Consider the following 22,843-nt stretch of genomic DNA (forward strand, 5'->3'; position numbering starts at 1 on the left):
GTCATGGCGACGGACGGCCCGGTGGTGCAGGTACGCGGCGAGGCACACCAGGAGGTGCCGCCCGAGCTGGCCCGTTTCGCTGTCACCGCGACGGCCCGCGACAAGGACCGGGAGGCGACGCTGGCCCGGCTGGCCGAGCGTGCCGCCGCAGTGCGGGTGCTGCTGGACGGCGCGGAGCCGGCGGTGGCCCGGCGGGAGACCGGCGACCTGCGGGTGCGGCCGGAGACCCGACGCTCGGGCGAGCGCGTGGTGGCCTGGCACGGCAGCGTCACCACCACTGTCACGGTCACGGACTTCACCGCGCTGGGTGAGCTGATGCTCCGCCTGGCCGATCAGGACCAGGTCGAGGTGGTCGGGCCCTGGTGGGAGCTGCGCCCGGACAGCCCCGCGTACCGCGCGGCGCGGCACGCCGCGATAAGTGACGCGCTGCTGCGCGCCAGGGAGTACGCCGAGGCGCTCGGGGCCCGGGTCACCGCGTTGATCGAGCTGGCCGACACCGGCCCGGCGGACCGGCCGATGTTCGCCCGCGCGGCGTTCGAGGTCGGTGGCGGTGGCGGTGTGCCCGACCTGGAGCTGGACCCGCAGCCGCAGACAGTGCAGGCGGCAGTGCAGGCGCGGTTCACGATCAGCGAACCGGTGCTGGGCTGATGACCCCGGCGCGGGTTCTGGCCTTCGACGAGCTTGTGGCACGGGCGCGGGGCCTGGCCGACGCCGGTCCGCGTCAGCTGCTCGGCATCACCGGTGCGCCCGGTGCCGGCAAGTCCACGCTCGCCGAGCGGATCGTCGCCGAGATCGGGCCGAGCGCCCGGCTCGTGCCGATGGACGGCTTCCACCTGGCGCAGGCGCAGTTGGTCCGGCTGGGCCGCGCCGACCGCAAGGGCGCGGTCGACACGTTCGACGCCAACGGCTACGTCTCGCTGCTGCGCCGGCTGCACCGCCTGGAGCCGACTTCGGTGTACGCGCCGGAGTTCCGCCGTGAGCTGGAGGAACCGGTGGCGGGGTCGATCGAGGTGCCGCCATCGGTCCGCCTGGTGGTGACCGAGGGCAACTATCTGCTGTTGCCGGACTTTCCGTGGCAGGAGGTCCGGTCGCTGCTGCACGAGGTGTGGTTCCTCGACCTGGACGCCGAGCTGCGCCTGCGCCGGTTGACGGCCCGGCACGAGGCGTTCGGGCGTTCGCCGGAGGAGGCGCGGGCCTGGGCGTTGGGCAGCGACGAGACCAACGCTGCCCTGATCACCCCCACTGCCGACAGTGCCGACCTGGTGGTCCGCCTGTCTGAGCAGCCTGCGGCCTGATTGCCGGCACCGGCTGTCAGGTCAGTTCGCGTACCTGTCGTGCCGGGTTGCCGACGGCTACCACGTTCGCCGGTAGGTCACGTGTGACCACCGCACCTGCGCCGACGACGGTGTTCGCGCCGATCGTCACTCCGGCCAGCACGATCGCGCCACCACCGAGCCATACGTTGTCCCCGATGGTGATCGGCTTGGCGGCCTCCCACTTGTCACGCCGTGGTCCGGGTTCCACCGGGTGGGTGGGGGTGAGCAGTTGGACGTTCGGGCCGACCTGGACGTCGGCGCCGAGGGTGATCGGGGCGACGTCGAGGAAGACCGACTGGTAGTTGACGAAGCTGCGGGGGCCGATCCGGATCTGCCAGCCGTAGTCGCAGTAGAACGGCGGCCGGATCCAGGTGTCCTCGCCGACCTCGCCCAGCAGTTCACGCAGCGCCGCGAGACGCGCCTGCGGGTCGGCTGCGGGACTTGTGTTGAAGCGTTCCATGAGCAGGGCGGCCCGGTCCCGGTCGGCGACGATCTCCGGGTCGTCGGCGAGGTAGGGCTCACCGGCGAGCATGCGGTCCTTCATGGAGGTCACCGCTCGATCATGCCGTCCCTGGTGCGCGGCCATTGTTCAGATCGTCATATTCAGGACTTCCTTCTGCATACTCGGTATGCAATTCTGATGACCGTCAATGCGTCTCCCGTGGTAATGACGTTCCACCGAGGAGGATCCGTTGCATCACGCAAGAAGATTTGCCGCTCTCGGCCTCGTGTCCGTGCTGGCGCTCTCCGCGCCGGTCCCCGCCTCCGCCGCCTCCAGCGCCGTGCCCGGTACGCCGGACAGAGCGGGCCTGTCAGCCCGCCCGGCCGCCCCGGGTGCGCCCAACGCCGACCGATCGGCCACCGTCACATTGATCACCGGTGACCGGGTGACAGTCACCGGGTCCGGCGCCGCCGTCCGACCGGGCGCCGGCCGGGAGGACGTACGGTTCCTCGTTCGACGCGAGCGCGGCCACCTGTCGGTGACGCCGCAGGACGCGTTGCCACTGCTGCGCGCAGGCCGGGTCGACCCGCGACTCTTCGACGTCACCGAGCTGGTCGAGGCGGGCTACGACGACGTCCACCGGGACACCCTGCCGCTGCTCGTCTCGTACGGCTCGGCGGGCACCGCCCGAAGTGCCGCAGGCGCCCTGCCCGGCGTCCGGGTGACCCGCGACCTGCCGGCGATCCGAGGCGCGGCCCTGAGCACCGGCAAGTCCTCCCTCGGCGCGGTCTGGGCGACGATCACCAGCGGCCCCAGCGCGGCCCGGCTCGACGCGGCGGGGGGCGTCGAGCGGATCTGGTTGGACGGTCGCCGTCGGGTGACCCTCGACCACAGCGTGCCGCAGATCGGTGCGCCCGCCGCGTGGGCGGCCGGGCTCACCGGCAAGGGCGTGTCAGTGGCCGTGCTGGACACCGGCGTCGACGCGACCCATCCGGACCTGGCCGGCAAGGTGGCCGAGGCGCGCAACTTCAGCGAGGTCACCGACGGTCGGGACACGGTCGGCCATGGCACCCACGTGGCCTCGACCATCGCCGGCACCGGAGCGGCCTCCGACGGCAAGTACCGGGGCGTGGCACCGGACGCGACGCTGCTCGACGGCAAGGTCTGCGAGGACTCCGGGTGCTCCGAGTCGGCGATCCTCGCCGGGATGCAGTGGGCAGCGGTGGAGAAGAAGGCCTCCGTGATCAACATGAGCCTCGGCGGCTGGGACACCCCGGAGGTCGACCCGCTGGAGGAGGCGGTGCAGACCCTTACCACGCAGACCGGCGCCCTTTTCGTCACCGCCGCAGGCAACAGCGGCGCGGACGGCTCGGTCGGCTCCCCGGCCAGCGCAGACGCCGCGCTCGCCGTGGGCGCGGTGGACCGCGACGACGAGTTGGCCGGCTTCTCCAGCCGGGGCCCTCGTGTCGGGGACGACGCGATCAAGCCCGACATCACGGCCCCAGGCGTCGACATCGTCGCCGCACGAGCCGCCAACGGTGTGATCGGCGACCCGGTGGGGGAGCGCTACGTCGCGATCTCCGGCACCTCAATGGCCACCCCGCACGTGGCCGGGTCGGCGGCGCTGCTGGCCCAGCGGCATCCGGGCTGGCGGGCCGACCGGCTCAAGGCGACACTGATGGCCGCCGCCAAGCCGCACCCGACGCAGACCGCCTACGAGCAGGGCGCCGGTCGCGTCGACGTCGCTCACGCGATCACCCAACTGGTCAGCACCGACCCGGTGAGTGTCTCGTTCGGGCGCGCCCTCTGGCCGCACGGCGACGACGCCCCGATCACCCGCACTGTGACCTGGCGCAACGACGGCCCCGGCCCGGTCACCCTGGACCTGAGCGTCGAGGGCGCGGGCCCCGACGAGCGGGCGTTTCCGGCCGGCATGTTCCAGCTCGGCGCGAGCCAGCTAACAGTGCCGGCGGGCGGCACCACCGCGACCACTGTCACAGCGGACACGCGGCTCGGCGACGTCGACGGCTACTGGACCGGACGGATCGTGGCCCGCTCCGGCGCGACGGTAGCTGTCACGCCGCTGGCAGTGCACCGGGAGGTGGAGAGCTACACGCTTACGGTGGAGCACCTGAACCGCGCCGGTGAGCAAACGGCGGACTACTCCACGCTCCTGGTCGGGTTGGCTGGCTTCGGCTTCTGGGACGTCTACGGCACCGACGGGGTGGCCACGGTACGGCTGCCCAAGGGGAAGTACGGCCTGAACAGCCTGGTCTTCGAGGCCGGGCCGGACGATGAGCCGGCCGGGCTGTCCATGCTGGCGCAGCCCGAGCTGACTGTGGAACGCGATACGCGGATCACCGTCGACGCCCGCCGCACGAAGCCGGTCCGGATGACAATCCCGGAACGGGGCGCCACCCCGGAGCTGATCGATGTCAGCACGGTCTTCACCGCCGACGACGACAGTTCGTACGGCATCGGGCTCTGGACGGACACCTTCACCGGCCTGACCACCGGCCAGATCGGCAAGCCGGTCTCCGCGGACCGGTTCGTGGCAACCGTCAGCAGTCAATGGATCAAGCCGGGCACAGCGCCCAGCCCTTACCTGTACGCGCTGGCCGAGGCGATCCCGGGCCGGATGCCCACCGGCTTCGTCCGGAACTACGCGCGGCGGAACCTTGCCACAGTCGTGCACCGGTTCCGGGGCGGCTACCCGGGGCTGGAGGCCGAACGGCTGGTGCTGCCCGATGTGGGGTACAACACGGGCGGCTCCGCGCTTGTCCTACCCACAGCCGTACCGGGTCAGCGGGTCGAGCACTACAACACCCGGGGCGTGAAGTGGGAGTCCGAGATCGGCTTCGGGACGCGGGACGAGGACGGCTGGCTGAACCTGAAGGCGCTGCTCTCCTCCACACCCACCGCGTACCGGGCCGGGCGGACCGTCGGAGAGGACTGGAATCAGGCGCCGTACGGGCCGTCGTTCCCGGCCCCACACTGGCCCGAGCAGAGCGTCACCAGGACCGGTGACACCATCCTGGTCTGGCTGCCGATGTTCAGTGACGCCGCCGGGCATGCGGGCGGGTCGCTCACCGACAGCGAGCGAACCGTCCTCTGGCGCAACGGGAAACTTGTCGGCGAGAGCGAGTACGCCGGCTACGGCGAGTTCGCAGTGCCGCCGGGTGCGGCGGACTACCGACTCAGCGCGTCGGCTACGCGTAGCTTCACCGACCTGAGCACCGCTGTGGAGTCCAGCTGGACCTTCCGGTCGCGGCATGTGGCAGGTGAAGTGCCGGTGCGGTTGCCGCTGATGGCGGTGCGCTTCGCGCCTCCGCTGCGGGTCGACAACAGCGCTCCGGCCGGGCGAAGCTTCGTCGTCCCGGTGCGGGTGGAGCCGCAGCCCGGCGCGCCGGCCGCCCGGGTGCGGAAGCTGACAGTCGACGTCTCCTACGACGGTGGCAAGACCTGGCAGGCCGCCCAGGTCCGTAAGGGCGGGCAGGGCTGGACGGCCACCGTCCGGCATCCCGCCGGGCCCGGGTACGCGTCCCTGCGGGCCACCGCCCGGGACGCCGCCGGCAACACGGTGACCCAACAGATCATCCAGGCGTACCGGTTGCGCTGACGCGTACCCTCGCCGGGTCCGTGGTCGTGGGCCACGGACCCGGCGGGTACGTCAGTCGTTGGCGTGCAGGGCGGCGTTGAGCTCGATGCCCCGGCCGGTGCGCGGGCGGGCCTCCAGCGCGCCGGTCACCGAGTTGCGCCAGAACAGCAGGCCGTTGACGCCGGACAGCTCGCGGGCCTTCACCACCCGACCGTCCGGGAGGGTGATCTTGGATGCGGCCGTGATGTAGCAGCCCGCCTCCACCACGCAGTCGTCGCCGAGGGAGATGCCGACCCCGGCGTTCGCGCCGATCAGGCTCCGCTCGCCGATGCTCACCTTGTCGGTGCCGCCACCGGAGAGCGTGCCCATGATCGAGGCGCCGCCTCCGACGTCGGAACCGTCACCGACAAGCACGCCCTGCACGATCCGGCCCTCCACCATCGAGGTGCCCACGGTGCCGGCGTTGAAGTTGACGAAGCCCTCGTGCATCACAGTGGTGCCGGCGGCCAGGTGCGCGCCGAGCCGGACCCGGTCCGCGTCGGCGATCCGCACCCCCGACGGCACCACGTAGTCGGTCATCCGGGGGAACTTGTCCACCCCGTACACCGCCAGGTGGCGACCGGCGGCCCGCTCGATCACCCGCAGCTCGTCCACCCGCTCCGGCGGGCACGGCCCGGCGGACGTCCAGGCCACGTTCGCCAGCTTGCCGAAGATGCCGTCGAGGTTGAGCTGGTTGGGTCGCACCAGGCGGTGGGAGAGCAGGTGCAACCGGAGGTACGCGTCGGGGGCGTCCTTGATCGGGTCGTCCAGCGAGCCGATCACGGTGACCACCTGCACGGTACGCAGACCGGGCAGCGGGCGGTCCCCGAGCGCTGCCGGGGGCAGGTCGAGCACGTCCGACTGGTCCTCACCGGCGACCAGCGGCAGCTCACCCAGGCCCAGCTTGCCGGTCGGGTACCAGGTGTCGAGCACCTGCTCGTCTGCTGTCACCGTGGCCAGGCCGATGCCCCAGGCGGAATCTGCGGACGTCACTGTTTCACCTCTCGGTCGCGGCCGGGTCGGCCTCTGCGCACGACTGCGGGCGCTCACGCTCGCCCCGGTGGCCCGTAAGCTCGCTCTTCGCGCCGACAGACCTGAAGGTACCGTGCGAACCATGGAGAACCCGCTGACCCCCGAGGTCCTCGCCGATCCGGTGCAGCTGACCCGCGTACTGGTCGACATCGAGTCCGTGTCCCTCAACGAGAAGGCGATCGCCGACTTCGTCGAAGAGGTGCTGCGGGGCGTACCGCACCTGTCCACCCACCGGCACGGCAACACCGTGATGGCGCGTACCGACCTCGGTCGATCGCAGCGCATCGTGCTGGCCGGCCATCTGGACACGGTGCCGCTGAACAACAACTTCCCGTCGACCATGCGCGGCGACCTGATGTACGGCTGCGGCACCTCCGACATGAAGTCCGGCGTCGCGTACGCGCTGCACCTGGCCGTGACGCTGCCCGACCCGCGCTACGACGTGACGTACTTCTTCTACGAGGCCGAGGAGATCGAGTCCCGGTACAACGGGCTGAACCTTGTCGCCCAAGCGTTCCCCGAGTGGCTGGAGGCAGACTTCGCGGTGCTGCTGGAGCCGACGTACGGGATCGTCGAGGCGGGCTGCCAGGGCACCATGCGGTCGGTGGTCACCACGACCGGCGTACGCGCCCACTCGGCGCGCTCCTGGCACGGGGTGAACGCCATCCACGCCGCCGCCGAGGTGTTGCAGCGGCTCCAGGCGTACGAGGCGCGTCGGGTCACCATCGACGGCTGCGACTACCGCGAGGGCATGAACGCGGTGCGGATCAAGGGCGGGGTGGCCGGCAACGTGGTGCCGGACCACTGCGAGATCGAGGTCAACTACCGGTTCGCGCCGGATCGCACCCCCGCCGAGGCGGAGGCGCACCTGCGTGAGGTCTTCACCGGCTTCGAGGTGACAGTCACCGACATGGCACCCGGTGCCCTGCCCGGGTTGGACGCAGCCCCGGCGAAGGAGTTCCTGGCCTCTGTCGGTGCGGCGCCGATCGGCAAACTCGGCTGGACGGACGTGGCGCGGTTCGCGGCAATGGGGATTCCCGCGCTGAACTTCGGCCCCGGCGACCCCAACCTCGCCCACCATCCGGACGAGCACGTCGAGATCAGCAAGATCCGCGACGGTGCCGCGACCCTGCACCGCTGGCTCGCCTCGGCCTGACCGGGCCGCACCCGCTCCCGGTGATCAAGAGGTTCGCGTCAGCCTGGCCCGTTGTCGGCGGCGCGAACCTCTTGATCGGCTCCGGTGGTGGCGGGCGACAGGACAGGGTCCAGCTGGCGGGCGCGGCGACGCTCGGCCACCACGTCTCGGATCCGTCGCTGCATCTGTCGACGGATCCGGATCATCTCGCTGTTGCTGATCACGCTGTCTCCTCCCCCGAAGGCGCGCGCCGGGGCATACCCGGTATGTGAATAGTAAGACGTGCGGGGAAGTCAAATAGTTGCCCATGATCGAGAAGTTTTTCTCGGCGTCCCCGCCCCGCGTCCCCGGCGGGTGCGGCTCCACTACGGTTGCTGCATGAGTCAGAGCAAGGGGCGGGAGGCCGGCCGCGGTCCAGGTCAGGAGCGGCATCGGGGTGCGGTGACGTTGCGTCGAGGGGCGATCCCGACGAGCACCGCCGATCAGCGGCTGCTGGATTCGCGCAGCCGGGGCGACTGGAAGACCAGGGACGCCTGGCGCGCGCTGCGCATCCTCTCCGAGTTCGTCGAGGGTTTCGACACCCTCGCCGACCTGCCGCCCGCGGTGAGCGTCTTCGGCTCCGCACGCAGCAGCCCCGACAGCGCCGAATGCCAGCTCGCCGAGGAGGTGGGCGCCGCGCTGGCCCGCGCCGGCTATGCGGTGATCACCGGAGGCGGGCCGGGCGTGATGGAGGCCGCCAACCGGGGCGCCAGCGAGGCCGGCGGCCTCTCCGTCGGGCTCGGCATCGAGCTGCCGTTCGAGCAGGGCCTCAACGACTGGGTCGACCTGGCCATCGACTTCCGTTACTTCTTCGCCCGCAAGACGATGTTCGTCAAGTACGCCCAGGCGTTCGTCGTGCTGCCCGGCGGCTTCGGCACCATGGACGAGCTGTTCGAGGCGCTCACCCTGGTGCAGACCGGCAAGGTCACCCGGTTCCCGGTCGTGCTGATGGGCGTCGCCTACTGGCAGGGCCTGATCGACTGGCTGCGCGACACAATGGCGGCCGACGGCAAGATCGGGCCGGTCGACCTGGACCTGATCTGCCTCACCGACGACGTCAACGCGGCGGTCCGGCACATCGTCGAGGCCGAGGCGGCGCTCTCGGTGGAGCAGGAGGCGGTCCGCGAGGAGGCCGTCGCGCGTACCGGCGCTGACCAGCAGGCCGCCGCCGCGGAGTCGACAGCCGCGCAGTCCGCCGCCGACGGGCCCGGGGAGGGTTGATGGCGGCCATCTGCGTCTTCTGCGCCTCGTCGCGGACCCTTGACCAGCGCTGGCTGGACCTGGCCACCGAGACCGGCGCGGAGCTGGCCCGGCGTGGCCACACGCTTGTCAGCGGCGGCGGCCGTGTCGGCATGATGGGCGCCCTGGTCGACGGCGCCCGAGCCGCCGGAGGGCGCACCGTGGGCGTGATCCCGCAGGCGCTTGTCGATCTGGAGGTCGCCGACCTGGCCTCGGACGAGCTGCTGGTGACCGACTCGATGGCCAGCCGCAAGACCGTCATGATCGACAAGTCGGACGCGTTTCTGGCCCTGCCCGGCGGGCTGGGCACCATGGACGAGTTGTTCGAGGTGTGGACCACAGCGACTCTCGCCCTGCACCGTAAGCCGATGGTGCTTGTCGACACCGACGGCTTCTACGGCCCGCTGCTGGCCTGGCTCGACGCGATCACCGACCAGCAGTTCCTCAAGCCCGGTGGCCGCGACCTCCTGACGGTGACCCCCACCGTCCCGGAAGCCCTGAACACCCTAGAAGCACACCTGCTCTGACCCCCGCCCCCCGTTCCGCCCCGCCCCCCGTTCCGCCCCGCCCCCCGTTCCGCCCCGCACGGCGTTCCGCCCGACTGCGTTGATCATGAGGTTGGCCGCGCCGTTGTCGGCGTGTCGCTCCGCTAACTTCATGATCGCCGGTAGTAGGTGAGGTGGTGGTTGGGTGGTGTGGGTGGGTGTCGCATGGGCGTGATGGGATGAGCTGATGCAGGCGTACCGGTTGGTGCGGCGGTCCGGTGGGCCGGCGCCGGGGGGCGAGGTCGCGCCGGCCAGCGGCGTTGTGCCCGCCGGCGGCGGTGCGTCCGCGGACCATGCCGTCTCCAAGGGCAACGCCGTGTCCGAGGTGGAGATCGGCGGCGCCGCGCGGGCCACCGAGGCCGTCGAAGCGGAGCGGGCCGTCGGAGGGCTCAGGCGGCAGGTCGATCCCGTGCAGGCGGAGGTCATCGGGCACACCGACGGGCCGATGCTGGTGCTCGGCGGTCCCGGCACCGGCAAGACCAGCACCCTCGTCGAGGCGGTCGCCGCCCGGGTGACCGAGGGCGTCGATCCGGAGCGGATCCTCGTCCTGACCTTTGGTCGCCGAGGTGCTACCGAGCTGCGCCAACGCATCGAGGCCCGGGTCGCGCAGGACGGCCACCGGGTGCTGCGCGAGCCGCTGGTGCGCACCTTCCCGGCGTACGCCTTCGGGCTGCTCCGCCGCGCCGCGGCCGAACGAGGCGAGCCGTCGCCCCGGCTGCTCACCGGCCCCGAGCAGGATCTGATCATCCGTGAGCTGCTGGACGTGGTGGGCGAGGAGCCCGACGACGACCCGGTCGGCTGGCCCACCGATCTGCGCCCGGCCCTGCGGACCCGGGCCTTCGCGGGTCAGTTGCGCGACCTGCTCATGCGCGCCGCCGAGCGCGGTGTCGGGCCCGTCGAGTTGGCCCGGCTCGGCGAGAAACTCGGCCGCGGCGACTGGCCGGCCGCCGCGCGCTTCCTGCGGGAGTACGTCGCCGTGCTCGCGTTGCGCGACGTCAGCAACCGGGGCTCCATCGCGTACGACCCGGCGGAACTGGTCCGCGCGGCCACCGGCCTGCTCCGCGACGACGAGGACCTGCTGGCCGCCGAGCGCCGCCGACTCGCCCACGTGTACGTCGACGAGCTGGCCGACACCGACCCCGCCCAGCTCGAACTGCTGTCGGTGATCGCCGGCGGCGGCACCTCGCTTGTCGCCTTCGCCGACCCGGATTCCTCCACGTACGCCTTCCGAGGTGCCGACCCGGCCGGGGTGAGCACCTTTCCGCACCGATTCCGCACCGCCTCCGGTGCGCCGGCCGCGCAGGTGCTGCTGACCACGTCGTACCGGGCCGGGCCGGGCCTGCTCGCCGCGATCGCCCGGCTGGGTCGCCGGCTGCGCGGTCCCGCAGCCCACCGCCGGCTGCGTCCCCTGCCGGATGCACCGACCGGGGTGGTCGAGGTGCACACGTTCCGTTCGGCGACAAGTGAGGCAGCCTGGTTGGCGCACGCGCTGCGCTCCGCCCACCTGCTCGACGGTGTGCCGTGGTCGCGGATGGCGGTGCTTGTGCGTTCCACAGCGTTGCAGTTGCCGACCCTGCAACGGGCGCTGCACGCGGCCGGCGTACCGACGGTGGTGCACGGCGAGGACCTGCCGTTGCACCTGCAACCGGCGGTGGCGCCGCTGCTGCTCCTGCTGCGCTGCGCGCTGGAGCCGGAGCGGCTGGACGAGGAGGCGGCGGTAGCGCTGCTGCACTCGCCGCTGGGCGGCGCGGATCCGCTGGCCGAGCGGCGGTTGCGACAGGGCCTGCGCGCGATGGCGCTCGCCGGTGGTGACAGGCGTCCGTCCGGGGAGTTGATCGTCGAGGCGCTGAGTGACCCGGCGGAGCTGGCCGGCATCGACCGGCGGTGGGCGGAGCCGGCCCAGGCGGTTGCCGGGCTGCTCGCCACCGCTCGCGATGCGGCCGCCCGGCCCGGCGCGACCGCCGAGACGGTGCTGTGGGCCGTCTGGCACGGCAGCGGGTTGGCCGAGCGCTGGGCGGGCGCCATCGGCCAGGGGCGGCCCGAGGCGGGTGAGGGGGACCTGGCACGGCGGCGTCGCGCCGAGGCGGCCGATCGGGACCTCGACGCCGTGCTTGTGCTGTTCGATGCGGCGGCCCGCTTCACCGACCGGCTGCCCGGCGCCCGTACCGAGGTCTTCCTCGACCACGTGCTCGCCCAGGACCTCCCGGCGGACACCATCGCGCCGACCGCTGACAGGGGCGCGGCTGTCCGGTTGCTCACCGCGCACGCCGCGAAAGGCCTGGAATGGGACCTGGTCGCGGTTGCCGGTGTGCAGGAGGGCATCTGGCCGGACCTGCGCCTGCGAGGCAGCCTGCTCGGTTCGGAACGGCTTGTCGACGTGCTCGCCGGTCGGTTCGTCGGGGGCGCCCGCGTGGCGAACATGGTGGGACAGACGTCGGCGCTGCTGGACGAGGAACGTCGACTGTTCCACGTCGCGATCAGCCGGGCACGGCACCGACTGCTGGTCAGCGCGGTGGCCTCGGCGGCGGTCGGCGGGGACGACCACGAGGAGCAGCCGAGCCGGTTCCTCCACGAGCTGCTTCCGGCCGCGCCGCCGACCTCGCCCGACGGTTCCGGACCGACCGACCCGCCCACGACGCCCGGCCCCCGCACCGGCCCGCCTACCGCTGGTCCGATCGGGGGCGGCAATCCGCAAGGCGCGCCCGGCAACGGCGGCGAGAGCGGCACGCCCGGCAAGGAGGGCGCGTCTGGCAAGGAGGGCGCGTCTGGCAACGGCGGCGCGCCCGGCAAGGACGGCAAGGACGGCGCGGCCGGCAACGTCGGCGCGCCCGGCAAGGACGGCGCGGCCGGCAACGGCGGCGCGAGCGGCGCCTCTGGCGCGGACGGCGAGAGCGGTGACGGTGGGGACGACGGGCCGGATCGGCCGGGTGCGCTGCCGGTGACCCGTCCGCCCCGGGCGCTCACACTGCCGGCGCTGGTCGCGGAACTGCGTACCGCAATCACCGACCCCGCCGCCCCGGCGGGCCGGCGGCGCGCGGCGGCGGCCGAGCTGGCGCGGCTCGCCGCCGCGGGCGTGCCGGGCGCGCACCCCGACGACTGGTGGGGGCTGCGCGCGCTCTCCGACGACCGGCCGCTTGTCGACGAGGGCGAACCGGTCCGGGTCACCCCGTCGGCCATGGAGAGCGCGTTGCGGTGCAGCCTGCGGTGGCTGCTGGAACGGCACGGCGGCAGCGGCCCGACAAGCACGGCGCAGGGGGTGGGCAACCTGGTGCACGCCGCCGCGATGCTTGCCGAGGACGCCAGCGCCGACCGGGGGGCGTTGCTCGACTACGTGGCGGCCCGGTTCGACGCGATCGAGTTGGCCGCCCGGTGGATGGCCGGCCCGGAGCGCGAGCGTGCCGAGGCCATGGTCGACAAGTTGCTGCGCTGGCTGGCCACCAACCCGCGTCGGCTGCTCGCCATCGAGCACGAGTTCGCGGTGCGCCTGGATGATCCGCACCGGCCCGTGGAGCTGACCGGCCGGGTCGACAGGTTGGAGGTCGACGAGGACGGGCGGCTCGTGGTGATTGACCTCAAGACCGGCAAGTCGACAGCTGTCACCGGCACCGAGTTGGCCGAGCATCCGCAGCTCGGCGCCTACCAGGCGGCGGTGGAGGCGGGGGCGTTCGCCGAGTTCGGTGACGAGTCCGGTGGCGCTGCGCTGGTGCAGCTCGGCACCTCGGCGAAGGACGCCCGGGAGCAGAACCAGCCGGCGGCGGGCGAGGGTCCGGCGGCCGGCTGGGCGACGGCGCTGGTCCGGCGGACCGCCGATACGATGGCAGCCGCCACGTTCGCCGCGGTGGCCAACTCGAAGTGCCGGGTCTGCCCGGTACGCACCAGCTGCCCGGTGTCGGGGCAGGGGCGCCAGGTCGTCGAGCCTCCGACGGTCCGGCGCGGCCGTGAGGGCGAGGAGTGAGCCGGTGTTGCGAGCCTCGCAGTCGCGAACCGAGCTGGCACCGTGAGCGCGAGGAGTGAGCCGGTGTTGCGAGCCCCGCAGTCGCGAACAGAGCTAGCCCAGTGAGTCAGCCGACCCTGTTCGGGGCCGGTCCGGCGCCGACGCCGCGGCTTGCCGACTCCGGCCCTCGGTACACCCCGGTGGAGCTGGCGAAACTGCTGCGGTTGCCGGCGCCCACCCGGGAGCAGGCCGCGATCATCGCCGCCCCGGTGGAACCGTTGCTCGTGGTCGCGGGGGCGGGGTCGGGCAAGACCGAGACGATGGCAGCGCGGGTGGTCTGGCTGGTGGCCAACTCGTACGTGCGGCCGGAGCAGATTCTCGGGTTGACGTTCACCCGTAAGGCGGCCGGGGAGCTTGCCCATCGGGTGCGTACCCGGCTCGACCAGTTGATCCGGCGGCTCGGGCGGCAGGGGCGCGATCCGCTTGACGATCCGCTCGCCGGTGAGCCGACCGTCTCCACGTACCACTCGTACGCCGGGCGGATCGTCACCGAGCACGGGTTGCGGGCCGGCTACGAGCCGTCCACGCGGCTGCTGACCGAGGCGTCCCGCTGGCAGTTGGTCGACCTGCTGGTGCGCAACTACGACGGCGACATGTCCGAGGTGGACCGGATGCCGAGCACCATCACCGACGCGGTGTTGGCGCTCGCCGGGGAACTGGACGAGCATCTGGTCGCCCCGGACCAGTTGGCCGCCTGGACGGGTCGGTTCTTCGCGGAGGTGCAGTCCCGACCGGGTCGGGTCTACGCGGATGTGCGCAAGGCGCTCGCCCTCCAGCAGACCCGGCTGCGTCTGCTGCCGCTGGTGCGGGCGTACGCGCGGCGCAAGGACGACTTCGAGGCGATGGACTTCGCCGACCAGTTGGCCCGGGCGGCCCGGGTGGCCCGGGATCACCCGGCGGTGGGCGAGATCGAGCGGGACCGGTTCCGGGTGGTGCTGCTCGACGAATACCAGGACACGAGCCACGCGCAGGTGGTGCTTCTCAACGCGCTGTTCGGCGGTGGGCATCCGGTGACCGCCGTGGGTGACCCGTGCCAGTCGATCTACGGCTGGCGGGGGGCCAGCGCCGGCACCCTGGACCGGTTTCCCACCGAGTTCGCCACTGCCGACGGCGAGCCGGCCGTGGCGTTGGGGCTCACCACGAGTTGGCGTAACCGTCCGGAGATCCTGCGGGTGGCGAACGCGCTCTCCACTCCGCTGCGGGCGGCCGGCGCGCGGGTGCCGGAGTTGCGGTCCGCGCTCACCGTCCGCGACCCGATCCCGCACCGCAGCCCCGGAGGGGCGGCCGGCGGCACCGTGCACTGCGCGCTGCTGCCGACGTACGCCGACGAGGCGGCGTGGATCGCCGACAGTGTGCTCGCCGCGTGGCGGGGCGCGGCGCGGATGCCGGGCGCCGCCCCCGAGCACATCCCGGTGGTGCAGCGGCCGACCACGGCGGTGCTGGTCCGGGTCCGCAGCCAGATCCCGGCGATCGAGTCGGCGTTGCGCGAGCGTGGCCTGCCGGTGGAGGTGGTGGGCCTGGGTGGCCTGCTGGACACCCCCGAGGTGCGGGACGTGGTGTGCACGTTGCGGGTGCTTGCCGATCCGACCGACGGGGCGGCGCTGTTGCGGCTGCTCACCGGCGCGCGGTGGCGGATCGGGCCGCGTGACCTTGTGGCGTTGCACCGGCGGGCGAGGGCGATCGCCAGGGCTCGACGTCAGGTGGCCGCCGACGACGCCTCGGAGATCAGCCCCGACCTGCTGGACGAGGCGACCCTCGTGGAGGCGCTGGCCGACCTCGGGCCGGCGCAGGCGTACTCGGCGGAGGGCTTCGCGCGGCTGCGCGCGTACGGCCGGGAGTTGGCGTTGTTGCGCTACCGCCTGGACCAGGCCCTGCCGGATCTGATCGCGGACATCGAGCGGACCATCGGCCTGGATGTGGAGGTAGCGGTGCGGGCCGGCCGGGACGGCGCCGGCGATGCCGGTCTGGCCCGGGGCCACCTGGACGCCCTCGGCGACGTGGCTGCCCGGTTCAGCGGGGAGACGCCCGGTGCGACCCTGTCCGGCTTCCTGTCCTATCTGGCCGCCGCCGAGGACGAGGAGCGTGGTCTCGCCCCGGGTGAGGTCGAGGTGGTGGACGGCGCGGTGCAGGTGGTGACGGCGCACGCCGCGAAGGGTCTGGAGTGGGACGTGGTGGCGGTGGCCGGGCTGTGCCGTGGGCTGTGGCCCGGGCCGGTGCGCAACTCCGACCACTGGTTGGGCGGGTTGGGTGTGTTGCCGTTCCCGCTGCGGGGCGATGCCGACGGGTTGCCCGAGTTGGCGCTCGACGAGGCGGCTGATCAGCGGGCGGTGGCCCGGGCGCTTACCGACTTCACCGACGCGTGGCGGGCGCACGACGAGCGGGAGGAGCGCCGGCTGACGTATGTGGCGGTGACCCGGCCGCGCCGGCTGCTGCTCTGCTCCGGGTACTGGTGGGGGGAGGGGACGAAACGCCCGCGCGGCCCGTCGGTCTTCCTGACCGAGGTGTACGACACATGCCTGGACGGCGGCCCGGGGCATCTGGTCGACGCGTGGGCACCGGAGCCGACGCCGGACGCCACGAACCCGACGGCGGAGGTGGTGCTGCGTGCGGAGTGGCCGGCCGATCCGCTGGGTGGGCGCCGGCCGGAGTTGGCCGAGGCGGCGGGGTTGGTCCGCAGGTTGATGTCCGACGGCCCGGCGGAGGTGGTGGTCGCCGGTGGGCCTGACGATCCGGAGGTGGCGCGCTGGCGGCGTGAGGCGGATCTGTTGCTGGCCGAGCGGGCCGAGCTGACCCGCCTGTCGGGGGCGGTGGAGGTGGCTCTACCCGGGCAGTTGAGCGTCACCCAGTTGGTGGCGTTGCGCCGTGACCCGGCGGCGCTGGCCCGTACGCTGCGCCGTCCGGTGCCGACCGAGCCCAACCCGTACGCCCGCCGGGGCACCGCCTTCCACGCCTGGCTGGAGCAGCGTTTCGGTGCCGACCGGCTGCTCGACCTGGACGAGCTTCCCGGCGCGGCGGACGCGGACGCGGCACCGGATGAGGCGCTGGCCGAGCTGCAGGAGCGGTTCCTGGCCAGCGAGTGGGCCGACCGGGTGCCGGTGGAGGTGGAGGTGCCGTTCGCCACGGTGATCGCCGGCGTGGTGGTGCGGGGGCGGATGGACGCGGTCTTCGCCCGCCCGGGTGGCCGGTTCGACGTTGTCGACTGGAAGACCGGCGCGCAGCCCGCGGGGCCGGCGGCGGAGGTGGCAGCGGTGCAGTTGGCCGTGTACCGGCTGGCGTGGGCGGAGTTGGCGGGTGTGCCCGTCGATCGGGTGGGCGCGGCCTTCCACTACGTGCGGGACGGGGCGACAGTCCGGCCGGCCGACCTGCTCGACGTGACCGGGCTCACCGCCCTGATCGCCCAGTTGCCAGAGAATTCCGCCCAAGATTGACTCCTGCCCGGAGATCCATGGTAGGTTGAACACGTTGCAGTTTTGGTTACCAGAGACTCTGTGTGCGCCTGGCGGGAATTGTGGCCCCAGGCGCTCTTTGTTGTGTCCGGAGTTCTCCGGGCGGGGCGACCAGAAGCGACAGGCGATTCGCGCATTCCCGCGCGGAGCGCTCCTCTTCGGACCGGCAACAAGTGCGGGTCCGACGTTCCGTCAAGGAGACGAAACACATGGCTATTGGCACCGTGAAGTGGTTCAACGCTGACAAGGGCTTCGGCTTCATCACCCCGGACGGCGGCGGCGCTGACGTCTTCGCCCACTTCTCGGCGATCCAGTCCTCCGGCTACCGGAGCCTGGACGAGAACCAGCGGGTCGAGTTCGAGGTGACCCAGGGCCAGAAGGGCCCGCAGGCGGAGAACATCCGCCCGCTCTGATCTTCGGATCGGTCGGTATTACCCGTCGCGCCCTCCGGGTGTGACGGCGACGGGACCGGCCCGCCCCGCTGTCGACCTGCCTACGCAGGCGGCGGCCCGGCGGCGGGCCGGCCCGTACCCAATCGGTTCGTGCTTGTGAGTCCTGGCGGCCTTTTCCGCTGGTGACAGCGCCGACTTCGGCGCCCTCCCTCGACACGTGCCGCGTCGAGGAAGGCTTCTGCGTGACCACAGTTATTCCGTCCTTTGCCCACACCGGTCTGGCTCCGGCGCTGTTGAGCGCGCTGACCGCGCAGGGCATCAACGAGCCGTTCCCGATCCAGTCGGCCACGCTGCCCGACTCGCTCGCCGGCCGGGACGTGCTCGGACGGGGCCGCACCGGCTCCGGCAAGACTCTCGCCTTCGGGCTTCCGCTGCTCTCGCGTACCGCCGGCCAGAAGGCCCGGCCGGGTCGCCCGCTTGCCCTGGTGCTGGTGCCGACCCGCGAGCTGGCACAGCAGGTGACCACCGCGCTGGCCCCGTACGCCCGCGCCGTCGGGCTGCGCTGCGCCACAGTCGTGGGTGGCCTGTCGTTGCAGCGCCAGGCGGACGCTCTGCGCGCCGGCGCCGAGGTGGTCGTGGCGACCCCCGGCCGGCTGCACGATTTGATCAACCGCGGTGACGCCCGCCTCGACCAGGTCGAGATCACCGTGTTGGACGAGGCCGACCAGATGGCCGACATGGGTTTCCTGCCGCAGGTGACCAAACTGCTGGAGCAGGTCGCGCCGCAGGGGCAGCGGATGCTCTTCTCCGCCACTCTGGACGGCGGCGTGGACCGCCTGGTCCGCCGCTTCCTGAGCAACCCGGTGACCCACTCGGTCGACCCGGGCACCGCCACGGTCACCGCGATGACCCACCACGTGCTGCACGTCGACGCGATCGACAAGCCCGACGCGCTGACCCGGATCGCCGCCCGCGAGGGCCGCACCATCCTGTTCATGGGGACCAAGCACCGCGCCGACAGGCTCGCCCGCCAGTTGCTCTCCAAGGGAGTACGCGCGGCCGCGCTGCACGGCGGCAAGTCCCAGCCGCAGCGCACCCGGATCCTGGAGCAGTTCCGCAACGGCCAGGTGACAGCTCTCGTCGCCACGGACGTGGCGGCCCGGGGCATCCACGTCGACGGCCTCGACATGGTGGTCAATGTGGACCCGCCGACCGAGGCCAAGGACTACCTGCACCGGGGTGGACGGACGGCTCGGGCCGGTGAGTCCGGTTCGGTGGTCACCCTGGTCCTGCCCGAGCAGCGGCGGGACGTGTCCCGGCTGATGGCGACCGCCGGCATCCGGCCCCAGTCGGTCCAGGTACGCCCCGGCGACGAGGCGTTGGTACGGGTGACCGGGGCGCGTGAGCCCTCCGGCGTGCCGGTGACCATCGTGGCCCCGCCGGTGGCTGTTGGTCGGGGCCGCGGCTCCGCTGGTCCGGTCGCCGATGGCTCCGCCCGGCCGGCCCACCGCGCGTCGGGTCGGTCCCGCCGGCCGCGTCGCCCCCGTACCGTCTGATCTTCTCGACCCCTGACCGACCCGTCCCGCTTCGGCGGGGCGGGTCGGTTTCGTCTGCGGTCCCCACGCGGGGCCGGGGTCTTGTCCGTGCCCGGTGCCGGCAGTCGGCTTGCGGCACTCGGGGGGAGACGGCTGGTCCCTGGTGACAGCCTTTGCTCTGCTTCAACCGACGCAACGGGCACTGTCCGGATAGCGGACACCAACTGGTGCGTGGATTGAAGCAGAGCAAAGGCTGCAAGCAGGTGCCCGACCGGCCCTGGGGTTGGTGCCGTCAACGCGGCCGTCATCGCCGTCATCGCCGTCACCGTCGACACCCCCGACCCGCGAGCGCGATCTGGCTGTTCGGCTGAGTCGGTAATCAGCCCCGGTTGGGTCGGCTGGCCGACTGTTTTCCGGCCTGATGTGGTCAAAACTGACCATCGGGGGGACGCCGGGCGGGGGGCCCGGCGCGGAAGGGGTGGCCATGGCGGGCGAAGCCGGCTCGGGGACGCTGCGGGAACTGACCCTGGTGGTCGCGGTCGCGCTCGCCGGGTTGCTGCTCGCCATGGTTGCGGCCTTCACGCCCTGGCATGCCACCCCGGCGGGCAACGCTCCCGCCGGTCTGGTGGAGCTGCACAGCCCCGGCGACCTGGGTTCTGACCCGACGGTCCCGCACGTGGGCTGAGCAGCAACCGGCCGACCGGTGCCGGCGGAGGGGCAGGCCCGGTCGAATCGGTACGAGGTGTGGTCGGGCCGGCGGGGCACCGGCCCGACCACACCGCCTCCCCAGTGGAATGCCGGATCAGGCGGTCACGAAGCGGTGGGCGCCCGGTCGGTCGATTCGCGATCGAGCAGATCGGCGAGGGTGGTGCTGTCGACGACCGTGGCGATCGCCCCGTGCACGGCAAGCCAGACGTCGGTGAGCCCGGCGGCCACCCCGTGGTAGCCGGCCCGCTCGGCGGGCAGCCCTCGTACCGTGGTCAGCGATCCGCCGACCGCGCGCAGCACGTCGCCGACGGTGATGTCCTCGGGTGGCCGGGTCAGCGCGTACCCGCCGTCGGCACCGCGATGACTGTGCAGCAGGCCAGCCCTTCGCAGGTCGAGCAGGATGCCCTGGAGGAAGCTGAGCGGGATCCCCTGCACCTCGGCCAGGCTGGCCGCCTTCACCAACTCGCCTCCGTCACCACCGCTGCCCGCGTCGCCGCCGCCGTGAACGGCGGCGGCGACAGCGAGCATGGCCCGGAGCGCGTAGTCGCTGCGCGCGGAGACGTACACGTCACTGACCAGCCTGATCCAGTACGCCCCAGCGTCGACGGATCGACTTGTCCGCAGCCCCGAACGCCGCGTCCACCACCAGGCCGAGCACCAGAATGACGATCATCGTGGAGAGCAGCCAGGGCGCGTCGGACAGTTCGCGCGAGTAGGTGAGCTGGGCACCGAGCGAGGTCTGCGAGATGCCGACCACGAGCAGTTCGCCGGCCATCAGACTTCGCCACGAGAACGCCCAGCCCTGCTTGAGACCCGCGACGATCGCCGGCAGCGCGGCCGGCGCGATCACGTACCGGTAGAGGTTGAGCCCGCGGGCTCCCAGGTTGCGGCCGGCGCGCAGCAGTAGCGGCGGCACGTAGTCCACACCGGAGATGACCCCGTTGGCGATTGACGGCGCGGCGCCGAGCACCACCACGAAGAAGATCGCCTTCTCGCTCAGCTCGAACAGCAGGATGGCAAGCGGGAACCAGGCGATCGACGGCATGGTCTGCAACGCGGTGATCATCGAGCCGATGGCAGCCCGGAGGACCTTGGACCGGGCCACCGCCAGACCCACAAGCAGACCGACGGCGACGGAGAAGATGTACCCGAGGGCGGCCCGTCGCAGCGTGGTGACCAGGCCCTCCCAGAGCTGCGGGCCCTGGGCCTGGTTGAGCAGTTCGCGGCCGACGACAAGTGGGCCGGGCAGCGAGTACGGCGGCTTCCAACCCGACCAGACCACCAGCTGCCAGGCAGCGATGACGATGGCAAGCGCGGCCAGCTTGGGCCAGGTGGCAGCCCAGAGCCGGTTACCCCGGGAGACCTCCTTCTCCCGACCGGCGATCTCCAGCGCGTCCAGCCCGGAGATCTGCGCGTCGGTCCGCGCCGTGCTGGTCAGGGTGTCATTGGCCATGGCGGCCCACCTCCGTACGGAGCCGTTCGGTGACGTCGGCGGCGATGGCGGCGACCTCGGGGGAGTCGATCCGCCGTGGCCGCGGGATGTTCACCTCGGTGGAGTAGATGATCCGGCCGGGGCGGCTGGAGAGCAGGATGATCCGGTCGGCAAGCCGGGCTGCCTCGCGGACGTTGTGCGTGACGAACAGCACCGACAGGTGGCGTTCGGACCAGATGCGTTCCAGCTCGTCGTGCAGAATGTCCCGGGTCATCGCGTCCAGCGCGCCGAACGGCTCGTCCATGAGCAGCACCGGGGTGTCCAGGGCCAGGGTGCGGGCAAGCGCGACCCGTTGCCGCATGCCGCCGGACAGCTCGTGTGGCCGCTTGCGGCCGAACTCGCCAAGGTGCACGGTGCGCAGCAACTCGGCCACCCGCTCGCGTCGCTGCGCCCGGGGCAGGCCGCGCAGTTTCAGCGGCATCTCGACGTTTGCGTCGACGGTCAGCCAGGGAAAGAGCGCCGGCTCCTGGAACATCAGCCCGGGATGGGCGTCGCCGGCCAGGTCGATCTGCCCGGCGGTGGGCCGGTCCAGGCCGGCCACCAGGTTCAGCAGGGTGCTCTTGCCGCAGCCGGAGGCGCCGACCAGGCAGACGAACTCGCCCGGCGCGACGTCCAGGGACACCCCGTCGAGAGCCAGTACGGCGCTCTCCCCGCGTCCGTACACCTTTGTCACGCCGGAGAGCGCGACCGAGGTGGTCGCGCTTCCCGGCGTCGTCGTGGTCGACGTCATGGCTGGACGACCTCGGGCTTGCCCTGCGCCTTGAGCGCGTTGTTGAGGTACGTCAGGTCGTAGAGGCCGTCGAGGCTCACCGGGTCGGTCAGCTTGACCTCGACGGCGTGGTCGAGCCCGGCCTTGAGCGAGGAGGGGATGGGGTCGTTCGTGAACTCCAACGTCGGCCACGCCTGCTTGATCAGCTTCGGGTCCAGCGGCTTGCCGGTGATCTTGCCGATCGCCTCGGAGATGGCCTGCTGGGCCTCGTCCGGCTTGGTGTTGACGAACTCGTTCGCGGCGACCTGGCCCTCGACCAGCTTCTGCACGACGTCCGGGTGCGCCTTGAGGAACTTCGTGCTGACCAGGAGGTTGGTGATGACGAACTTCTTGTCCGGCCACAGGTCGCGCTCGTCGACGAGCACCTTGCCACCGGCGTTGATCAGACGGGAGACGAACGGCTCGGGCACCCAGGCGCCGTCGATGGCGCCGCTGGTGAAGGTCTCCACCGTCTGGGCGTTCTCCTGCGGGACGATCTTGACGTCGCCGCCGCCCTCCTTGGTGGTCGTCAGCCCCTGCTGCTTGAGCCAGTAGCGGACCGCCACGTCCTGGGTGTTGCCCAGCTGCGGGGTGGAGATCTTCTTGCCCTTGAGGTCCTGCGGGCCGTTGATGCCCGGCTTGACCACCAGCGCCACGCCTCCGGAGGCAGCACCGGAGATGACCCGGACCGCCTCGCCCTTGGACTTGGAGAACGCGTTCACTGTGGGGTTCGGGCCGATGTATGTCGCGTCGAGCGCGCCGGAGAAGATGGCCTCGATGGCGGCCGGGCCGGCGTTGAAGGTCTTCGACTCCAGCTTCACGTCGGCGCCGAGCTTCTCGGCGAAGATGCCCTTCTCGACACCGACCACCGCCGGTGCGTGCGTGATGTTGGGGAAGTAGCCGAGCCGGAGGGTCACCGGGCCGGAGCTGCCGCCCGCGCCCTCGCTGTCGTCGCCGCACGCGGCGGTGCTGCCCAGGGCGGCCGCGCCGACGGCGGCGAGGGTGGCCAGGGTGACCATCCGGCGCAGGGGGAGGCGTCTCATCGTCCATCCAATCCGCAGTATTCCTACTTAGTTGGTAGGAAGAGTGGGCCAGGCCCGCGCCAGCGTCAAGGCCCATCCACATGTCGGGAAGGGGCGTCTC

At 72.1% G+C, this 22,843-nt stretch carries 18 protein-coding genes; 11 read left to right on the forward strand and 7 right to left on the reverse strand.

The annotated features are described in order from the left end of the window. Positions 1 to 3 precede the first annotated feature (3 nt). On the forward strand, positions 4 to 648 hold the full coding sequence (locus tag ACLQ23_RS16010) for an SIMPL domain-containing protein (RefSeq protein ID WP_425734851.1): 645 nt from the start codon (positions 4 to 6) through the stop codon (positions 646 to 648). Further along, complete coding sequence (locus ACLQ23_RS16015; protein WP_355590874.1) at positions 648 to 1,295, forward strand: nucleoside/nucleotide kinase family protein; 648 nt, start codon at positions 648 to 650, stop codon at positions 1,293 to 1,295. The genes ACLQ23_RS16010 and ACLQ23_RS16015 overlap by 1 nt, the downstream gene beginning before the upstream one ends. 16 nt (positions 1,296 to 1,311) lie before the next feature. On the opposite strand, the gene ACLQ23_RS16020 is transcribed toward ACLQ23_RS16015, so the two are convergent. Continuing rightward, a complete protein-coding gene (locus ACLQ23_RS16020; RefSeq protein ID WP_355590877.1) occupies positions 1,312 to 1,869 on the reverse strand; it encodes a sugar O-acetyltransferase in 558 nt (185 codons plus the stop codon). 139 nt (positions 1,870 to 2,008) lie between these two features. Between ACLQ23_RS16020 and ACLQ23_RS16025 the strand changes: the two genes are divergently transcribed. After that, positions 2,009 to 5,377 (forward strand): S8 family serine peptidase, encoded by a 3,369-nt coding sequence (locus tag ACLQ23_RS16025; protein WP_425880774.1) that lies wholly within the window; start codon positions 2,009 to 2,011, stop codon positions 5,375 to 5,377. Between the two features lie 51 nt (positions 5,378 to 5,428). Here ACLQ23_RS16025 and dapD read toward each other — a convergent pair whose 3' ends face one another. Beyond that, entirely contained in the window at positions 5,429 to 6,388 is a 960-nt protein-coding gene (dapD, locus tag ACLQ23_RS16030; protein ID WP_355629871.1) for a 2,3,4,5-tetrahydropyridine-2,6-dicarboxylate N-succinyltransferase, read from the reverse strand. Positions 6,389 to 6,509: 121 nt separating this feature from the next. Here dapD and dapE point away from each other — a divergent pair, with 121 nt between their 5' ends. Continuing rightward, complete coding sequence (gene dapE, locus ACLQ23_RS16035) at positions 6,510 to 7,583, forward strand: succinyl-diaminopimelate desuccinylase (RefSeq protein WP_355590886.1); 1,074 nt, start codon at positions 6,510 to 6,512, stop codon at positions 7,581 to 7,583. Positions 7,584 to 7,621: 38 nt separating this feature from the next. Here dapE and ACLQ23_RS16040 read toward each other — a convergent pair whose 3' ends face one another. Continuing rightward, complete coding sequence (locus ACLQ23_RS16040) at positions 7,622 to 7,786, reverse strand: hypothetical protein (RefSeq protein ID WP_157552980.1); 165 nt, start codon at positions 7,784 to 7,786, stop codon at positions 7,622 to 7,624. Positions 7,787 to 7,940: 154 nt separating this feature from the next. Here ACLQ23_RS16040 and ACLQ23_RS16045 point away from each other — a divergent pair, with 154 nt between their 5' ends. The 7 genes from ACLQ23_RS16045 to ACLQ23_RS16075 all read left to right on the forward strand — a co-directional run bounded on the left by ACLQ23_RS16045 (position 7,941) and on the right by ACLQ23_RS16075 (position 19,437). Beyond that, complete coding sequence (locus ACLQ23_RS16045; protein WP_355590889.1) at positions 7,941 to 8,822, forward strand: TIGR00730 family Rossman fold protein; 882 nt, start codon at positions 7,941 to 7,943, stop codon at positions 8,820 to 8,822. After that, positions 8,822 to 9,367, forward strand: a complete 546-nt coding sequence (locus ACLQ23_RS16050; RefSeq protein WP_355590892.1) for a TIGR00730 family Rossman fold protein — start codon at positions 8,822 to 8,824, stop codon at positions 9,365 to 9,367. The genes ACLQ23_RS16045 and ACLQ23_RS16050 overlap by 1 nt, the downstream gene beginning before the upstream one ends. Positions 9,368 to 9,572: 205 nt before the next feature. Further along, the gene (locus ACLQ23_RS16055) at positions 9,573 to 13,340 is read left to right on the forward strand and encodes an ATP-dependent helicase (protein WP_425734853.1); all 3,768 of its coding nucleotides are present in this window, start codon (positions 9,573 to 9,575) and stop codon (positions 13,338 to 13,340) included. Between the two features lie 101 nt (positions 13,341 to 13,441). Further along, complete coding sequence (locus ACLQ23_RS16060) at positions 13,442 to 16,807, forward strand: ATP-dependent helicase (RefSeq protein WP_425880775.1); 3,366 nt, start codon at positions 13,442 to 13,444, stop codon at positions 16,805 to 16,807. A gap of 227 nt (positions 16,808 to 17,034) precedes the next feature. Continuing rightward, on the forward strand, positions 17,035 to 17,238 hold the full coding sequence (gene cspE / locus ACLQ23_RS16065) for a transcription antiterminator/RNA stability regulator CspE (protein WP_007464836.1): 204 nt from the start codon (positions 17,035 to 17,037) through the stop codon (positions 17,236 to 17,238). Between the two features lie 221 nt (positions 17,239 to 17,459). Next, positions 17,460 to 18,773: a DEAD/DEAH box helicase gene (locus ACLQ23_RS16070; RefSeq protein WP_355590900.1), complete on the forward strand. Its 1,314-nt coding sequence runs from the start codon at positions 17,460 to 17,462 to the stop codon at positions 18,771 to 18,773. Between the two features lie 463 nt (positions 18,774 to 19,236). Beyond that, entirely contained in the window at positions 19,237 to 19,437 is a 201-nt protein-coding gene (locus ACLQ23_RS16075) for a hypothetical protein (RefSeq protein ID WP_355590903.1), read from the forward strand. A gap of 125 nt (positions 19,438 to 19,562) precedes the next feature. Here ACLQ23_RS16075 and ACLQ23_RS16080 read toward each other — a convergent pair whose 3' ends face one another. Genes ACLQ23_RS16080 through ACLQ23_RS16095 form a run of 4 tightly spaced genes read right to left on the reverse strand, consistent with a single transcriptional unit; the run spans position 19,563 to position 22,743 of the window. Further along, positions 19,563 to 20,027, reverse strand: a complete 465-nt coding sequence (locus tag ACLQ23_RS16080) for an RrF2 family transcriptional regulator (RefSeq protein ID WP_355590906.1) — start codon at positions 20,025 to 20,027, stop codon at positions 19,563 to 19,565. A 1-nt stretch (position 20,028) separates the two neighbouring features. Then, complete coding sequence (locus ACLQ23_RS16085; protein ID WP_053660364.1) at positions 20,029 to 20,913, reverse strand: ABC transporter permease; 885 nt, start codon at positions 20,911 to 20,913, stop codon at positions 20,029 to 20,031. Further along, the gene (locus ACLQ23_RS16090; RefSeq protein WP_425734855.1) at positions 20,903 to 21,682 is read right to left on the reverse strand and encodes an ABC transporter ATP-binding protein; all 780 of its coding nucleotides are present in this window, start codon (positions 21,680 to 21,682) and stop codon (positions 20,903 to 20,905) included. The genes ACLQ23_RS16085 and ACLQ23_RS16090 overlap by 11 nt, the downstream gene beginning before the upstream one ends. After that, positions 21,679 to 22,743, reverse strand: coding sequence for an ABC transporter substrate-binding protein (locus ACLQ23_RS16095; protein WP_355590912.1), 1,065 nt, complete (start codon positions 22,741 to 22,743; stop codon positions 21,679 to 21,681). The genes ACLQ23_RS16090 and ACLQ23_RS16095 overlap by 4 nt, the downstream gene beginning before the upstream one ends. Positions 22,744 to 22,843 lie beyond the last annotated feature (100 nt).

The sequence above is a fragment of the Micromonospora sp. DT41 genome (assembly GCF_049841715.1).
Taxonomy (GTDB): Bacteria; Actinomycetota; Actinomycetes; order Mycobacteriales; family Micromonosporaceae; genus Micromonospora; species Micromonospora profundi.

Coding starts and splice junctions, on each gene's coding strand:
- ACLQ23_RS16085 (WP_053660364.1), bottom strand. CDS start 20,913: ATGGCCAATGACACCCTGACCAGCACGGCGCGGACCGACGCGCAGATC.
- ACLQ23_RS16090 (WP_425734855.1), bottom strand. CDS start 21,682: ATGACGTCGACCACGACGACGCCGGGAAGCGCGACCACCTCGGTCGCG.
- ACLQ23_RS16055 (WP_425734853.1), top strand. CDS start 9,573: ATGCAGGCGTACCGGTTGGTGCGGCGGTCCGGTGGGCCGGCGCCGGGG.
- dapE (WP_355590886.1), top strand. CDS start 6,510: ATGGAGAACCCGCTGACCCCCGAGGTCCTCGCCGATCCGGTGCAGCTG.
- cspE (WP_007464836.1), top strand. CDS start 17,035: ATGGCTATTGGCACCGTGAAGTGGTTCAACGCTGACAAGGGCTTCGGC.
- ACLQ23_RS16010 (WP_425734851.1), top strand. CDS start 4: ATGGCGACGGACGGCCCGGTGGTGCAGGTACGCGGCGAGGCACACCAG.
- ACLQ23_RS16095 (WP_355590912.1), bottom strand. CDS start 22,743: ATGAGACGCCTCCCCCTGCGCCGGATGGTCACCCTGGCCACCCTCGCC.
- ACLQ23_RS16015 (WP_355590874.1), top strand. CDS start 648: ATGACCCCGGCGCGGGTTCTGGCCTTCGACGAGCTTGTGGCACGGGCG.
- ACLQ23_RS16045 (WP_355590889.1), top strand. CDS start 7,941: ATGAGTCAGAGCAAGGGGCGGGAGGCCGGCCGCGGTCCAGGTCAGGAG.
- ACLQ23_RS16050 (WP_355590892.1), top strand. CDS start 8,822: ATGGCGGCCATCTGCGTCTTCTGCGCCTCGTCGCGGACCCTTGACCAG.
- ACLQ23_RS16075 (WP_355590903.1), top strand. CDS start 19,237: ATGGCGGGCGAAGCCGGCTCGGGGACGCTGCGGGAACTGACCCTGGTG.